The sequence below is a fragment of the Streptomyces sp. NBC_01497 genome, from assembly GCF_036250695.1.
In the GTDB taxonomy this organism is placed as follows: Bacteria; Actinomycetota; Actinomycetes; order Streptomycetales; family Streptomycetaceae; genus Streptomyces.
Genome location: NZ_CP109427.1, coordinates 5,215,901 through 5,231,859, shown reverse-complemented (window position 1 = coordinate 5,231,859; position 15,959 = coordinate 5,215,901). Strand labels below are relative to the sequence as shown.

The following is a 15,959-nucleotide window of genomic DNA, read 5'->3' as shown; positions in this document are numbered from 1 at the left end:
CCTGTCGCCTGCCGCCTGTCGCACGCAGGCCCCTGACCGACCGCGGCACGCATCTGTCCGGTCCCGCGCGGGACCGCGGGGGAGCGAGGGACCGGATGTTCGGCGCCGCCCACGTTGTCAGTGCCGCCGTCTAGGGTGCGGAGCATGACGACCGCCTCGCCCGCCACCGGGCCGTCCGCCGTGGAACTGTCCGCCGCCGAGGCCCGCCGTATCGCGCTGCGCGCGCAGGGCTTCCTCGGCGCGCCCGACCGGCGGGGCGGAGTCCGCGGGGTCCTGCGGGCCCTCGGCGCGGTCCAGCTGGACACGATCTCGGTGCTCGCCCGCTCGCACGAGCTCGTGCCGTACGCCCGCCTGGGCCCGGTCGGGCGCGACACGGTCGAGAAGGCGTACTGGACGCCCGCGCCCCCTGGTGGCCCCTCACCGGCGCCGCACGCGTTCGAGTACTGGTCGCACGCGGCGTGCGTCCTGCCCATCGAGGAGTGGCCGCTGTTCGCGTTCCGCCGCCGCGCCTACCGTGCCCGCCCGCACTGGAACCACGACCTGTCCGACGGGGCCTACGACACGGTCGTCAAGCAGCTGCGCGAGGAAGGCCCGCTGACGGCGACGGAACTGGGCGGCGCGAAGAACGGCGGCCCCTGGTGGGACTGGTCCGACGCGAAGATCGCCGTGGAGCGCGCGCTGATGTACGGCGAGGTCGTCTGCACCGGCCGGCGCGGCTGGAAGCGCGTCTACGACCTCGCGGAGCGGGCCGTCCCGACGGACCTGCTGCATGACGACCTGAGCGACGCGGAGTGCGTCCGCCCGCTGGTCCGCCTCGCGGGCAGGGCCCTCGGCGTCGGCACGCGCTCCGACATCGCCGACTACCACCGGCTCAAGGGCGAACAGGTCGACGCGGTGATCGCCGACTCGGGACTCGTGCCGGTGACGGTCGAGGGGTGGGCCAAGCAGGCGTGGGCCGATCCCGAGGCACTGGCGGCACCGGTGCGCGGGCGGCACCGCACGACGCTGCTGTCGCCGTTCGACTCGCTGATCTGGGAGCGGGCCAGGACGGAGCGGATCTTCGGCTTCACGCACCGTCTGGAGGCGTACGTGCCGAAGCCCAAGCGGCTGCACGGCTACTTCGCCATGCCGCTGCTCGCCGGCGGGAAGCTGGTGGGGCGGGTGGACCCGGCGCGTTCCGGCCGGACGCTGGTGGCGCGGCAGGTCTCGCTCGATGGTCCGAAGGTGGTCGCGCCGATGGCGGCGGCCTTGCGGGAGGCGGCCGAGTGGGTCGGCTGCGACGCGGTGCGCATCGAGCGCGTCAGCGACCCGGGCCTCGCGGCGGATCTGGTGCGCGCGCTCGCGTGAGACGTGCCGGGGTGCCGGGGTGCCGGGGTGCCGGGGTGCCGGGGTGCCGGGGTGCCGGGGTGCCGGGGTGCCGGGGTGCCGGGGTGCCGGGGTGCCGGGGTGCCGGGGTGCCGGGGGCGAACGAGCGCGGCTGTCGGCCGTCGCCGACAGCGCATGTTTCGTCGGTGATCCGACCGGTCTGACATAGCTCTGCGGTGGTCCGGCGCCCCTTGCCGGTGCCGTACACAGCCCGGCGACCTCCGGAAGCGGGCGTGTGTCCCTGCGCTCCCGCGCTCCCGTGCGTGGCAGTGGGTGGTGTGTGCGTCCGCGTCAGCGGATTTCGAGGATCTTCTCGCGCATCGCGTAGACGACGGCCTCCATCCTGGAGTGCAGTTGGAGCTTCTCCAGGATGTTGCGCACGTGGTTCTTCACCGTGTTCTCGGAGATGAACAACTCTTTCGCGATGTCGCGGTTGTTCATGCCCGTGGCAACGAGTTTGAGGACTTCCAGCTCGCGGTCCGTGAGCCGCGGGGCCGGCACGAGCCTGCGCTCATCGGTGCGCTGGATCATCGACTTGAACTCGGTGAGCAGCTTGGCCGCCATGGACGGGCTGATCTGTGACTGGCCGTCGGCGACCGCGCGGATCGCGGTGGAGACCTCGTCGGTGGAGATCTCCTTCAACAGGTAGCCCGTCGCACCCGCCTTGATGGCGTCGTAGAGGTCGGCCTCCTCATCGCTGATCGTCAACATGATGATCTTCGCGCTGGGGGCCACCTCCTTGATGGACGTACAGGCCTCGATGCCGCCCCGCCGGGGCATGCGCACATCCATCAGCACGATGTCGGGGAGCAGGTCGGCGGCCTTGTCGACGGCTTCGGCGCCGTCCCCGGCCTCACCCACGACCTGGATGTCCTCCTCCTGCGCGAGGACGATCTCCAGCCCGCGGCGGAACAGGGCGTGGTCGTCCACGACGAGGACCCTGATGGGTTCCTTCTCGGCCGCGCCGTACGCGTGGCCGTCGTCGGGCTCGGCGCTGTCGGCCGGGAGCCCGGCACCCCGCGCGCCGAGTACCGGCCCGAAGCCGTCCGCCATCGTTCCTCCCCCTGAAGGCCGTGGCCCCAAGTTTTGCTGCGGTGGTCAACCCCAGTGCGTCGACCGACCGTTGGCCTGCGCCCACATGATTCCATGCCGGGACCTCACGGTGGGGCCACCTGTACGGCACGGGCGTGCCCCCGCGGCCGAGAAAGGCCCGCGGGGGCACCACACCGGTCGCTTGCGGCACTCAGCCGCCGAGCGCCCCACCCGCTCCGCCGAGATCCGGGCCCGCGAGCGGATCCGTCCTGAGGTGGATCACTCCGTAGTCGTAGGCGTGTCGCCGGTAGACGACGCTGGGCTCCTTCGTGTCGGAGTCCACGAACAGATAGAAATCGTGTCCGACGAGTTCCATCTCCTCAAGCGCCTGGTCGAGCGTCATGGGCGCCGCCGCGTGGTTCTTCTCGCGCACCACGAGCGGGCCCTCGCCCTGGACGTCCAGCGAACCGATCTTGGTGGTGCGCACAGCCGTATCACCGTCGAGCTGCGGCGACGCACCGTTCATGCTGTATTCGGCGACGCCGGGGACCACATCCCCCACTTCGGCGGCGGAGAGCCTGCCGGAGCCGCGGCGGTTGTGCCGCTTCTCGTTCTGCTTGCGCAGCCGGGCCTCCAGCTTGCCCGTCGCGAGGTCGAGGGCCGCGTACGGGTCCGCCGCGGCGGCCTCCGCGCGAATCACCGGCCCCCTGGAGCGGAGCGTGATCTCCACCCGGTCGCAACGGTCCGCCTGACGCGGGTTGTGTTCCTTGGACACCTCGACGTCGAGGCTGATCACCTTGCCGTCGAGCTTCTGGATCTTCTCCGGCTTCAGCTTCTCGGCCACGTGCTTCCGGAACCGCTCCGGCACCTCGGTCTTGCGGCCCTTGACGACGATGTCCACGCAGAACTCCGTTCCCGGAGCGCCCCGCCTCGCTGCGGCGGCACTCCTTGTTGCACCAGGCTCCAGTGGCCACCGGAGCCTCGGACTTGGCGACTTTCACCTCCTCCTCCCCCGTCGGCCTGATTCCCACCCGTTGCCCGCCGGAGGTTCTCCGAAAACGCCGAAGCAGACCAGTGCATTCACCGAGTCGCGGCTTTCGCCATTCCTCACAACCGAACATAGCTCTCCGGACGGGGTGTCGGCACCCGGTACCGGCAGGTACCCCCGTTCAGGTAATTTTCCTTCCGCATTACCTGCGATCGCGTAAATAACCGGTCAGTTCCGGTTTATTTCGAACGAGGCCGAGGAGGCCGCCACCACGGCGGCCACCAGTGCCGTCCTTCGTGCCGCGCCGGACCGCTCCCCGCCCGTCCCGGTGCCCCGGGCCGCGCGAACGGCGCGGGCCGCTTCGGCGAGCGACGCGCCCGTCGTCACCACATCGTCGACCAGGACGATCCGGCCCGTGCCGAGCAGCCGCGCACCGCCCACCGCGACCTCCAGGGCCCCGGAGAGATTCGCCCGTCTCCGGGACGCGTCGAGCCCCGCCTGGTCGGCGACCACGCGGCGCTGGCGCAGCACCGGCAGGACCTGCGCGGCCCTGCCGACGCGCCGCAACTCACCGGCAGCCGCGAGCGCGAGCCTGCGTCCCGCGTCGTGCCCCCGCGCCGCGACCGCACGCGGCGCCGACGGCACCGGAACAAGCAGCAACGGCCCCGCACCGGTGCCCGGTGGAGCAGCCGCCCGCACGGCGCCCGCGAGCGCCTTGCCGAGCGGTGCGGCGAGCCCCAGCGCGCCCCGCTCCTTGTGTGCCAGCAGCACGGCGCGTACGGCGTCCTCGTACGGCGCCGCCGCGTAGACCGCCGGCAGGCCCACCGGCTCCGGCGAGGGCCGTACGCGGCCCGGCCACGCCCCGTACAGCACGTGTGCGCACTCCTCGCACAACGAGGTCCGGGCGGTGCCACACCCCGCACACGCGACCGGGAGGACCAGACCGCCGATTTCCCGCCACCACCCCCGCATACATCCACTGTGCCGGGGACGGCACCACCCGGCCAGCCCTGTGGACAAAGCCCTGTGGACAACCACGGTCGATGCCTGCCGGCCGGGGTCACCGCACGCCCCCTCGGTCGGACAGGCCCGGACGGCACCTGCCCGGTCCGGCCCGAGCGGGGTCAGCCCGGATAGACCGGCGACGAACCGTGCTCGACGATCGCCTGCCAGTTCCCGCCTGTCGGCAACTGCACGACGCCGGCGTCACCGGAGTCCGCGACCAGCGCCTTCGAGTCCGTGTCACCCGCGGTGATCGCGGTCACCTGGTTCAGTCCCGGCAGCACGCTCGCGTCCGACGTCGACCCGTCGGCCTGGATGAACCGCACCTGCTGCACGCCGCCGGCCTCCTTGCCGACGATCACCAGCCGGCTCGGCCCCGCCCAGGACACCGCCGTCACGGTCTCCATCTGCGGTGTCAGCGACTTCAGGTCCACCACGGCCAGCTTCTGGTGGGGGGCGGAACCGCTCTGCTCCACGCGCCCGATCTCCAGGCTCGTCCGGTTGCCCTTCGTCAGCAGCAGGGCGATCCGCACCCCGTCCGACGAGACCCGCACCGCCTCGATCCTGCGTCCGTCCAGGCCTTCGACCTGGGCCTGCTCGGACGTCGACGTGCCGTTTTTGAACTGCAGCAGCCGCGCGTGGTCCGGGTCCCGGTCGGCGACCCACACATCACCCCTGCTGTCCCAGCTCGGCGCGGACAGCCGGTCGGACGCCTTCTTCCCCTCGCTGGTGACCAGCGGGCTGCCCAGCTCCGCCTCGTCGACGATCGAGGCGACGTACAGGGACCTGCTGTCCGGACCGACGCCCGCGGCACGCTTCTCGTCCCGCGCGATCGCGACCGAGTCCAGCTTCACGCTCCCGTCCCCGAGCGGCCCCACGACGAGGTTGTCCTTGTCGCTGCCCTTCTTGTCGTCCGGCCTCAGGCGGGCGAGTCTGCCGTCGGAATCGAGGTAGAAGGCGTCGTCGGCACGGCCCGACGCGTTCCCCGGCGCGTACGCCTGCGCCTGGTCACCGGTGACCGAGCACAGCGAACTGCCCCCGGCCCGCAACGCGATCTGGCTCACCCTGGTCGACGTGAGGTCCCGCAACGTGAAGAACAGCTGCGCGGCCATCATCCTGCAGGCGTCCGGCCCGGCCTTCGCCGCCGCGTCGTTCAACGGCACGGTCAGCGCGTTGTTGTCGTCGAACTGGAGCGTCCTCGTGCCCTTCTGGAGCCGCGTACCGGCGGGGAACGACGACTTGACGGACGGCTTCAGCCATCCGGTGGGCCCGGACAGCACCGTGTTGACGGCCTGCGTGATCGGGTCCATCCGGGTCAGCGGGTCTATCCGCTGCCTGATGAAGACGGGATCGGACACCAGCCAGCCGTCGGCCTTCGCATAGAAGTACGTGTCGACGGGCCGGTAGTTGCGCTGGAAGTCGGACGCGCCCAGCACGAGGCCCTGCGGCAGCGCGTCGATGCGCCACTCCTTGTGACCCGCCACCTGCTCCTGGATGAGGTGCAGCGACTGCTCGTACCCGGCTGGCTTGAGCGGCCGGTACACGTGCCCCGCGTCGATCGTCGCGATCTTCACACCGTGCATCTGGTAGGTGAGTCCTGGCTGGTCCGGCGCCGGCGGCTTCGCGGGCCCCTCCAGGTCGGGTGCCTCGCTGAGCACCGTCGTGACCTTCTGCGGCTGCCAGTCCCGCGCCTCGTCCTTGGCGAGATATTTCCGGGCCATCGAGAAATCGGGGTCGTCACTCGTCATCGCTTCGAGGAACCCGTCGACGATGTCACCCGCCGACGCGTTCGCCGGGGGCGGCACCGCGTACACCCGCACCTGCGACTCGTCCTGCGGGGACGCCTTCACGGGCTCCACGTCGCCCTTGTCGGGGATGGAGGCGCACCCCGCGAGCGTCAGGGCCAGCACCACGAACCCCACCGACAGCCTTGCCGCACGTGTCCGGCCGCCTCGGCGGCGGTCACCTCCCACGACTGGAGCCCTCCCGGTCCGACGCCCCCCGGACGGTGTTCCGCTCGGGCCCCTCCCCGCCGCCACGGGTACCGCCCCCGACGGGCGCCCCGTCCCGGTCGCCGACGTCCCGCGGGCCGACGCCGTCACGCACATCCCCCGCGGAGACCGCGTCCGGCCCGCCGTGCGCGGTGGCCTGACCTTTCTCCTGCGTCGAGGCAGCCTCCCGCGGTCGCTCGCCGCCGTTCCTCGCGACCACACGCGAGCCGCTGCCCGGCAGTGCCGTCGGGTCCACCACGGCCGTCGTACGGGGCCCCTGGCCCGGCGGTACGGGCAAGGCCCCACCGTTGCCGCGGACGGGGAAAGCGGTGTTCGCGACCTGCCGCGCGGTCCTGTCCGCCACCGCGGCGGCGGCCCGCGCCCGGTTGCCGCGCGAATCCTCCGGCTCCAGCGGTATCGGGGAACCCCGCAGCGGCTCGTCGGCCGTGCGCGGCAACGTCAAACGGAACTGCGAGCCGCCCCCCGGCTCGCCCCACGCCTGGAGCCAGCCGCCGTGCAGGCGTGCGTCCTCGACCGCGATCGACAGACCGAGTCCCGTACCGCCCGTCGTGCGCGCACGCGCGGGGTCGGCCCGCCAGAACCGGTTGAAAACCCGCGTCGCCTCGCCCGGTTTCAATCCCACGCCGTAGTCCCGCACCGCGACGGCCACGGCGCCACCGGCCGCACCGAGGCGCACCACCACGTCGCGGCCCTCGCCGTGCTCCACGGCGTTGACCAGCAGGTTGCGCAGCATCCGTTCCACCCGGCGGGCATCGGCCTCCGCGATCACGGGCTGCTCGTCACCGACGACCCGTACCGTCGACCCCTTGCGTTCGGCCAGCGGCGCGGCCGCGTCGATGACCCGCCGCACCACCTCGCGCACGTCTATCGGCTCGGCCTCCAGGGCCGCCGCGCCCGCGTCGAACCGGCTGATCTCCAGCAGGTCCGCGAGCAGCGACTCGAACCGGTCGATCTGCCCGACCAGCAGCTCCGCGGACCGCGACGCCGCCGGATCGAAATCGCCCCGCGCCTCATGGATGACATCGGCGGCCATCCGTACGGTCGTCAGGGGCGTACGCAGCTCGTGCGACACGTCCGAGACGAAGCGCCGCTGCATCCGCGACAGCTCCTCCAACTGCTGGATCTTCAGCTGGAGGTTCTGCGCCATCTTGTTGAACGCCTCGCCCAGCCGGGCGATGTCGTCCTCACCAGTGACCTTCATCCGTTCATGCAGCAGCCCCGTCGACAGCCGCTCGGCGATCCCGGCGGCCATACGCACCGGCGTGACCACCTGCCGCACCACCAGCCAGGCGATCGCGCCCAGCAGGACCACCACGAACAGTCCCGCCGTCGCCAGCGTCCGCTTCACGAGGTTGAGCGACTGCTCCTCCTGTGTCAGCGGGAAGAGGTAGTACAGCTCGTACGGATGGCGGTCGACGTCATTGAGCCGCTTGCCGATGATCAGCGCCGGCTCCGGCTTCCGGTCGTCCGACGCGTCCGTGTACTTGATCTGCGCGTACGTCTTGAACTCGCCGGTGCCGCCCGCCACCGCCTGCCGCAGTCCGTCCGGAATGGACGACAGGTCCACCCCGCCCGAGGTGCGCGGCGCGCGCTTGGGCAACGGGTCGGCACTGAGCGCCACCACGTTGAACGCGCCGGGCCCGCCGCTCGCCAGCTGCTCCACCAGATCCGTGCGCCAGGAGTTCGTGCCGGCCACCGCGGAGTCCGTGCCGTCGCCGCCGCGGCCGCCGGGCGCGGACGACGCGTCCGCCTTCTCCTGGGCGACGGAGAACCCGCCGTCGGCCTGGCTCTGGGCGGCCTTCTCCTTCGCCTCCACCAGACCGTTGCGGACCTGTCCGATGACCACGAAACCCAGCAGCAGCACCACGCCGAGCGACATGAGCAGCGTCGCCGCCACCACCCGCAGCTGGATGTTGCGCCGCCACAGGCGCATCACCGGCAGCAACGGACGCCGCAGCAGCCTGATGACCAGGCGCAGCACCGGGCCGCCCGCCGGGGCGTCCTGGAGGAGCCGGCCGCCCTGGAAGCGGCGGCCTCGCCCCGGACGCCCGGCTTTCGGCGCAGTGCTGGCGCCGGTCATGTCAGTTCGGTCCTGCCTTGTACCCGACCCCACGGACGGTCACAACGATCTCCGGCCGCTCAGGGTCCTTCTCGACCTTGGAGCGCAGCCGCTGGACGTGCACGTTCACCAGCCGGGTGTCGGCGGCATGCCGGTAGCCCCAGACCTGCTCCAGCAGCACCTCACGGGTGAACACCTGCCACGGCTTGCGTGCGAGCGCCACCAGCAGGTCGAACTCCAACGGCGTGAGGGCGATCGACTGCCCCTCCCGCTTCACCGAATGACCCGCGACGTCGATCACCAGGTCACCGATGGTCAGCTGCTCCGGCGCCGGCTCCTCGGACCTGCGCAGGCGGGCCCTTATCCGAGCCACCAGCTCCTTGGGCTTGAACGGCTTGACGATGTAGTCATCCGCTCCCGACTCCAGACCGACGACCACGTCGACGGTGTCGCTCTTGGCCGTCAGCATGACGATCGGCACGCCGGACTCCGCCCGGATCTGCCGGCACACCTCAATGCCGTCCCGGCCGGGCAGCATCAGATCGAGCAGCACGAGATCCGGCTTGGCATCGCGGAACGCGGCAAGCGCCTTGTCCCCGTCCGCCACGAACGACGGCTCGAACCCCTCACCACGCAGCACAATGCCGAGCATCTCGGCCAGTGCGGTGTCGTCGTCGACGACAAGGACGCGTCCCTTCATATCGACATCATCCCATCAGCCCATCGTTACCTGTCGTGACCTGGCACACAGGTCAGCGATTCCACTGCCGGTCACAGGGGACAACGCCCCGTCCTCCGTGACGAGCGCCGTCACCAGTTCCGGCGGAGTGACATCGAACGCAGGGTTGTACGCCTGCGTCCCTACCGGTGCTGTCAGCACAACCGTTCCCGCCTCCACACCACCTGCGGCCGGGGCCGCCATGAATTCCGTCACTTCCTGCCCCGCGCGCTGCTCCACCTCGATCGACGCACCGTCCGGGGTCCCCGGATCAATTGTCGTGGTCGGTGCGACCACGATGAACGGCACATGGTGATACCGGGCCAGTACAGCGAGCGGATAACTGCCCACCTTGTTCGCCACGGATCCGTCCGCGGCGATCCGGTCGGCCCCGATCAGAACGGCGTCCACCTCCCCCGCCGCGAACAGCGACCCGGCCGCATTGTCCGTCAGCAGCGTGTACGACATCCCGGTGCGAGCCGCCTCGTACGCGGTGAGGCGGGCGCCCTGCAACAGCGGACGGGTCTCGTCCACCCACAGCCGCCGCAGGCGACCGGCCCGGTGGGCCGCCAGCGCCACAGCGAACGCCGTGCCCTCACCACCGGACACGAGCGCCCCGGTGTTGCAGTGGGTCAGGATCCGGTGATTGCCGCCAGGAAGCAACTCGTCCAGCAGAACCAGCCCCGCCTGTGCCATCCGGGCGCTGCTCTCCGCGTCCTCGCGGTGCAGCCGCCTGGCCTCCGCCAGCGCCGCCACGGCAGCCTGCTCCAGGTCCCCGCCCGCCTCCAGCGCGCCCCGGTACGCACCGAGTGCCCGGCGCACGCCGTAGCCGAGATTGACAGCGGTGGGCCGCGCCCCGGACAGGGACTGGGCCGCGTCGTCCACGTCGAACCCCCGGGCCGCCGCGAGCGCCACCCCGTAGGCCCCCGCGATCCCGAGCAGCGGCGCGCCCCGCACCGCGAGCGTACGGATCGCGCCGACCAGCGCCGGGACGTCGGTGCAGACCAGCTCGACCTCCTCCGCGGGCAGTCTCCTCTGGTCGAGCAGCACGAGCACCGGCCCCTCGGGAGGTTCGTCCCAGCGGAGCACCGGAACCATCGAGGACTCTGCGTCAGCGGGGACGGATGCGTACGGATCAGCCATTCGCCCAGTCTGCCTGCTCCGGCATGGACAATGAAGGCGCGCAGGGACGGCATCGGGAGATACGCCCTCTGGCCCATTCGGGGGTACCGCGTGGCACGATGGCTGCCAACCCGCCGGGCGCCGGCCTCGACGGGCCGCCGCACGCCACGGATACGCCGAGCCCAACCCACGACATTTCCACGAGGTGGACGACCGTGAACGACACTCCGGGCTGGGCCTCGCCCGGATCTGCCCCGTCCGACGGCCAGGAGAACAGCACGCCGCCTCCCGCCGACCAGGCCGACGCACCGCCCACCAAATGGTCCGCCCAGCAGCCCCCTCCCGGACAGTGGTCGCCGCCGAGCGCACCGCCTTCCGTACCGGCGCAGCAGGGCCCCCCGCCGGCGCCAGGGTGGGGTGCCCCCGGTCCCGGCGGAAGCCCCGCATGGGGCAGGCCGCCCAGCGCGAAACCCGGTGTGATCCCGCTGCGTCCCCTTGCTCTCGGCGAGATCCTCGACGGTTCGGTGTCGGTGCTGCGCAGGCACTGGCGCACGGTCCTCGGTGTGACCGTCGCCGTCGCCGTGGTCACCCAGGTCTGCGACGTGATCCTCCAGCGCCTCCTGGCGTCGGACCCCGCGCAGATCGACCCGTCCGCCTCCGCGTCGGAGGCACTCGACCAGGCCGCCCACGCCCTGCAGTCCACGCTGCTCACCGCGCTGCTGTCGCTGGGGATCACCCTGATCGGCACCCTTTTCACCACGGCCGTCCTGACGGTGGTGGTCAGCCGCTCCGTACTGGGCCGCGACGTGACGTTCGCCGACGCCTGGCGCGAGGCGCGCCCACGTCTCCCCCAGTTGCTCGGACTGACGCTGCTCCTGCCGCTGATCAGTGGGGCCCTCGTGACGGTCGCCTGCGTGCCGGCGCTCGTGACCGGCACGGCAGCCGGCACCGCCGTGTCCGTGCTGCTCTTCCTCGCCGCCGTCGTGGTGGCTCTCTGGCTGATGGTCCGCTTCAGCCTGGCGTCCCCGGCGCTGATGCTGGAACGGCGGGGCATCATCACGTCCATGCGCCGCTCCGCGAAGCTGGTGCGCGGCGCGTGGTGGCGGACGTTCGGCATCCTGCTCCTGACGGCGCTGATAACGATCCTCGTCACGCTCGTCATCGCCGTGCCGTTCAGCCTGGTCGCCACCATCGCGGACGGCGGCTCCGGCCTCGACAGCATCCTCGCCGGCAACACACCCCACTTCGGCTGGGCCTACGTCATCGTCGCCGGCATCGGCTCCGTGATCGCGTCCGCGATCACCCTGCCGTTCTCCGCGGGCGTCACCGTCCTGCTCTACGTGGACCGTCGCATCCGGCGCGAGGCCCTCGACCTGGAACTCGCCCGGGCCGCCGGCATCACCGGCTACGCGGCACAGCCGGGCGCCGGACACACCGGGGGTTGATGGAGTGACCGTCACGGGGGGACAACCGGCGGCGGACTGGCTGACGGGCAACGACGGGCACCTGCCGCTCGTCCTGTCCCGCGAGGCCGCCCGCAGGGAAGCCGAACTCGAACTGTCGAAGCCGGTGTACCACCAGCACGACCCGAATCCGCTGCAGCGAGCCATCCACAGCTTCCTGGACTGGCTCGGCGACCTGCTGAACTCCGCGTCGGGCGCCGCCCCGGGGGGCCACCTCGGAGTGATCGTCATCGTCGTCGCCGTACTCGCGCTGCTCGGAGCGCTCTGGTGGCGGCTCGGCACCCCCCGTCGCACGACCGCCACGGCGGGCGGCGGAGCGCTCTTCGACGACGCACCCCGCGCCGCCGCCGACCACCGGTCGGCGGCGGCGACCCACGCGGCGGCGGAGCGCTGGAGCACCGCGGTCCAGGAACAGATGCGTGCGATCGTCCGCTCACTCGAGGAACGCGCGCTCCTCGACCCGCGCCCCGGCCGGACCGCGGCCGAAGCGGCCTCCGAGGCGGCTCGCCCGTTGCCCGCACACGCGGCGGGGCTCCGCGGCGCCGCGGAGGACTTCGGCGCCGTCACGTACGGCGGCCGCACGGCGGATCGCCGGATGTACCAGCGTCTCCGCGACCTCGACGCGGACCTGCGGCGCACCAGGCCCAGCACCGAACGGACCGTCGGGGCGGCTGCCGGGAGCCCGCCGGCATGACCCTCACCGCATCCCGGGAGTCCTCCACATCGCCCACAGCCCGTCTGCTGTGGACGCGTGGCCGCGGCATTCTCCTGGCCCTCGCCCTCCTGCTGAGCGCGGGCATCGCCGTCGCCGCGATCGGCTCCGGCGACCAGCACGGGCGCCTCGACCCGCGCTCCGCCGACCCACGCGGCAGCAGGGCCGTGGCGGAACTCCTCAAGCAACACGGCATAGCCGTCGACGTCGTCACCACGCTCCACGGCGCCGCCTCGGCGGCGGGAGCGGACACCACGCTCCTCGTCACCACTCCCGACCTGCTCAGCGAGGCACAACAGCGGACCCTGCACGCCTCCCTCGCGAGGTCCGGGGGCCGTACCGTGCTCCTCGGCGCCGGTCCGGCCTCCGTGCCCGTCCTCGCGCCGGGCATCAGCACCAGCCGCCCGACGGCGCTCTCCGCCCTCTCCCCCCGCTGCGGCCTCGCGGCGGCCCGGGGAGCCGGCACGGCCGACACGGGCGGCGAACGCTACGTCACCCGCCTTCCGGACAGCGACTCCTGCTACCCCGTCGACGGGCTGCCGACCCTCGTCCGCACCACGAACGCGCACGCGGGCGACACCGTCGTCCTCGGCTCCGCCGACATCCTCTACAACGATCACCTCGGCAAACGCGGAAACGCCGCGCTCGCCCTGCGACTCGTCGGCTCCCGACCGCATCTCGTCTGGTACCTCCCCTCGCTCAGTGATGACACCGCCACCGACTCCGGCGGCGAAAGCACCTTCCTCGACCTCATCCCGCCCGGCTGGTTGTGGGGCTTTCTCCAACTGCTCATCGCCGCTGTGCTCGCCGCCGTGTGGCGCGCCCGCAGGCTGGGCCCCCTCGTCACCGAACGGCTTCCGGTAGCCGTCCGCGCCGCAGAGGCAACAGAGGGACGGGCCCGGCTCTACCGCACCACCCGCTCCCGCGACCGCGCGGCAGCCGTCCTGCGCGCGGCGACCCGTGAACGCCTCGCACCGCTCCTCGGCGTGCACCCCGCAGACGCCCACACTCCCGAAACCCTCACGCCTGCCGTCTCGGCCCGCCTCCCCGGCGCCGACCTCGATCTGCCGTTCCTGCTTTTCGGCCCGGAGCCGGACGACGACATCGGCCTCGTCCGTCTCGCGGACCAACTCGACGCCCTCGAAAGGGAGGTACGCACCTCATGAGCGCCCCGACCCAGGAGTCCGCCGACATGCCGGCGGACCCCGACCGTGCCCGCGCCGCGCTCGAAGCACTGCGCACAGAGATCGGAAAGGCGGTCGTCGGCCAGGACGCCGCCGTCACCGGTCTCGTTGTCGCACTGCTGTGCCGGGGGCACGTCCTCCTCGAAGGCGTGCCGGGTGTCGCGAAGACCCTCCTCGTCCGTGCGCTCGCGGCGTCCCTCGAACTCGACACGAAACGTGTCCAGTTCACGCCCGACCTCATGCCCAGTGACGTGACGGGCTCGCTCGTCTACGACGCCCGCACAGCAGAGTTCGCCTTCCAGGAAGGCCCCGCCTTCACGAACCTTCTGCTGGCCGACGAGATCAACCGCACCCCGCCGAAGACCCAGTCGTCGCTGCTGGAAGCGATGGAGGAACGTCAGATCACCGTGGACGGCACCGCCCGCCCACTGCCCGATCCCTTCCTGGTGGCAGCGACCCAGAACCCCGTCGAGTACGAGGGCACTTACCCCCTCCCCGAAGCCCAGCTCGACCGGTTCCTGTTGAAGCTGACCGTGCCTCTGCCCTCACGCGCGGACGAGATCAACGTCCTGACCCGCCACGCGGACGGCTTCGACCCCCGAGACCTCCAGGCCGCCGGGGTGCGCCCCGTCGCCGGGCCCGCGGATCTGGAAGCGGCTCGCACCGCCGTCGCCAAGACCTCCGTCTCCCCCGAGATCACCGGCTATGTCGTCGATATCTGCCGTGCCACCCGTGAATCCCCCTCGCTCAGCCTCGGGGTCTCCCCCCGAGGTGCCACCGCTCTGCTCTCCACCGCTCGTGCCTGGGCCTGGCTCACCGGCCGGGACTACGTCACCCCGGACGACGTGAAAGCCCTCGCACTTCCCACCCTGCGCCACCGCGTCCAACTCCGCCCCGAGGCGGAGATGGAGGGAGTCACGGCCGACAGCGTCATCACCGCGCTGCTCGCCCATGTCCCCGTACCGCGCTGAGACGGAGGCCCACCATGACGCTCACCGGAAGAACCGCACTCCTCGCGGCGATCGGCGCGCTCCCCATCGGCCTCTTCGCCCCCGGCCCACCCGGGCTTCTGGCAGTCGGAGGCGTCCTCGTACTCGCAATCCTGTGCGACCTCGCACTCGCCGCGCCAGTGCGAAAGCTCCACTTCACCCGAAGTGGTGACACATCCGTTCGACTCGGTGACGCAGTCGACGTGAACCTGACCATCACCAACCCGTCCGGGCGAACCCTGCGTGCAGCGGTGCGCGACGCCTGGCCCCCCAGTAGTTGGCGCTCCACCGGAGAACAGTCCGCGGCCAGGCACAGACTGACCCTCGCGGCAGGGGAACGCGGCCGCGTCGTCACCCGGCTCCAGCCGACGAGACGCGGCGACCGCCAGGCCGCCCGCATCACAGTCCGCTCGTACGGCCCGCTGGGCCTGGCGGCCCGTCAGGGCAACCACCATGTCCCCTGGACGGTGCGGGTGCTGCCGCCCTTCGAGAGCCGCAAGCACCTGCCGTCCCGACTGGCCAGGCTCCGCGAGCTCGACGGCCGCACGAGCGTGCTCACCCGAGGGCAGGGCACCGAGTTCGACAGTCTGCGCGAGTACGTGCCCGGTGACGACGTCCGCTCCATCGACTGGCGAGCCACCGCCCGTCAGTCCGCCGTCGCGGTGCGGACGTGGCGACCGGAACGGGACCGCCAGATCCTCGTCGTCCTCGACACCGGCCGCACCTCGGCGGGCCGTGTGGGCGATGTCCCCCGCCTCGACGCGGCGATGGACGCCACGCTGCTCCTGGCGGCCCTGGCTTCGCGAGCGGGCGACCGGGTCGATCTGCTGGCCTACGACCGTCGCGTCAGGGTCCGGGTACACCGCCAGAACACCGCCGATCTCCTGCCCACGCTGGTGCACGCCCTGTCGACCCTGGAGCCGGAGCTGGTGGAGACCGACGCCCGGGGTCTGACCGCCGCCGTACTCCAGCAGGCCGCGCCCGGCGCGCTGATCGTCCTGCTCACCACGCTGGACACGGCACCCGTCGAAGAAGGGCTGCTCCCCGTGCTGCCCCAGCTCACCCGACGCCACACGGTCCTGGTGGCCGCGGTGGCGGATCCCCGGGTCGAGGAGATGGAACAGTCCCGGGGCACAGTGGACGCAGTGTTCGAGGCGGCAGCGGCAAGCCAGACGCAGGCCCAGCGGCGTCGTACGGCCGAGCAGCTGAAGCGACGCGGGGTCACGGTCGTCGACGCCTCCCCGTCCCGGCTCGCACCCGCCCTGGCGGACACCTACCTCGCGCTGAAGGCCGCAGGACGGCTCTGACCGGCT

13 protein-coding genes are annotated in these 15,959 nt (G+C 71.9%); 6 read left to right on the top strand and 7 right to left on the bottom strand.

Going from position 1 to position 15,959, the window contains the following annotated elements; translation table 11 throughout:
• Positions 1-144: 144 nt before the first annotated feature.
• The gene (locus tag OG310_RS22050; RefSeq protein WP_329457591.1) at positions 145-1,347 is read left to right on the top strand and encodes a winged helix-turn-helix domain-containing protein; all 1,203 of its coding nucleotides are present in this window, start codon (positions 145-147) and stop codon (positions 1,345-1,347) included.
• Between the two features lie 309 nt (positions 1,348-1,656).
• Here the strand turns inward: OG310_RS22050 and OG310_RS22045 are convergent, their stop codons facing one another.
• The 7 genes from OG310_RS22045 to mtnA form a co-directional block, all read right to left on the bottom strand.
• Positions 1,657-2,418 carry a response regulator transcription factor gene (locus OG310_RS22045; protein WP_329457590.1) on the bottom strand — a complete coding sequence of 254 codons (762 nt, stop codon included), beginning with the start codon at positions 2,416-2,418 and terminating at the stop codon, positions 1,657-1,659.
• A 190-nt stretch (positions 2,419-2,608) separates the two neighbouring features.
• Complete coding sequence (gene hpf / locus OG310_RS22040) at positions 2,609-3,298, bottom strand: ribosome hibernation-promoting factor, HPF/YfiA family (protein WP_329457589.1); 690 nt, start codon at positions 3,296-3,298, stop codon at positions 2,609-2,611.
• Positions 3,299-3,613: 315 nt separating this feature from the next.
• The gene (locus OG310_RS22035; RefSeq protein WP_329457588.1) at positions 3,614-4,357 is read right to left on the bottom strand and encodes a ComF family protein; all 744 of its coding nucleotides are present in this window, start codon (positions 4,355-4,357) and stop codon (positions 3,614-3,616) included.
• 152 nt (positions 4,358-4,509) lie between these two features.
• A complete protein-coding gene (locus OG310_RS22030; protein ID WP_329457587.1) occupies positions 4,510-6,309 on the bottom strand; it encodes an LpqB family beta-propeller domain-containing protein in 1,800 nt (599 codons plus the stop codon).
• Between the two features lie 40 nt (positions 6,310-6,349).
• A complete protein-coding gene (gene mtrB, locus OG310_RS22025) occupies positions 6,350-8,479 on the bottom strand; it encodes an MtrAB system histidine kinase MtrB (RefSeq protein ID WP_329457586.1) in 2,130 nt (709 codons plus the stop codon).
• 1 nt (position 8,480) lies between these two features.
• Entirely contained in the window at positions 8,481-9,158 is a 678-nt protein-coding gene (gene mtrA / locus OG310_RS22020) for a two-component system response regulator MtrA (protein WP_329457585.1), read from the bottom strand.
• A gap of 15 nt (positions 9,159-9,173) precedes the next feature.
• Positions 9,174-10,319: an S-methyl-5-thioribose-1-phosphate isomerase gene (gene mtnA / locus OG310_RS22015; protein WP_329457584.1), complete on the bottom strand. Its 1,146-nt coding sequence runs from the start codon at positions 10,317-10,319 to the stop codon at positions 9,174-9,176.
• Positions 10,320-10,513: 194 nt separating this feature from the next.
• Here mtnA and OG310_RS22010 point away from each other — a divergent pair, with 194 nt between their 5' ends.
• From OG310_RS22010 to OG310_RS21990, 5 genes are read left to right on the top strand one after another with little or no spacing between them, the layout of a single operon-like run.
• Positions 10,514-11,743 (top strand): DUF7544 domain-containing protein, encoded by a 1,230-nt coding sequence (locus OG310_RS22010; RefSeq protein ID WP_329457583.1) that lies wholly within the window; start codon positions 10,514-10,516, stop codon positions 11,741-11,743.
• A 4-nt stretch (positions 11,744-11,747) separates the two neighbouring features.
• Positions 11,748-12,455 (top strand): DUF4129 domain-containing protein, encoded by a 708-nt coding sequence (locus tag OG310_RS22005; RefSeq protein WP_329457582.1) that lies wholly within the window; start codon positions 11,748-11,750, stop codon positions 12,453-12,455.
• Positions 12,452-13,639 (top strand): DUF4350 domain-containing protein, encoded by a 1,188-nt coding sequence (locus OG310_RS22000; protein WP_329457581.1) that lies wholly within the window; start codon positions 12,452-12,454, stop codon positions 13,637-13,639. Before OG310_RS22005 ends, OG310_RS22000 begins: the two co-directional genes overlap by 4 nt.
• Positions 13,636-14,628 (top strand): AAA family ATPase, encoded by a 993-nt coding sequence (locus OG310_RS21995; protein ID WP_329457580.1) that lies wholly within the window; start codon positions 13,636-13,638, stop codon positions 14,626-14,628. The genes OG310_RS22000 and OG310_RS21995 overlap by 4 nt, the downstream gene beginning before the upstream one ends.
• A gap of 14 nt (positions 14,629-14,642) precedes the next feature.
• Positions 14,643-15,953 carry a DUF58 domain-containing protein gene (locus OG310_RS21990; protein ID WP_329457579.1) on the top strand — a complete coding sequence of 437 codons (1,311 nt, stop codon included), beginning with the start codon at positions 14,643-14,645 and terminating at the stop codon, positions 15,951-15,953.
• The last annotated feature ends 6 nt before the right edge of the window (positions 15,954-15,959 follow it).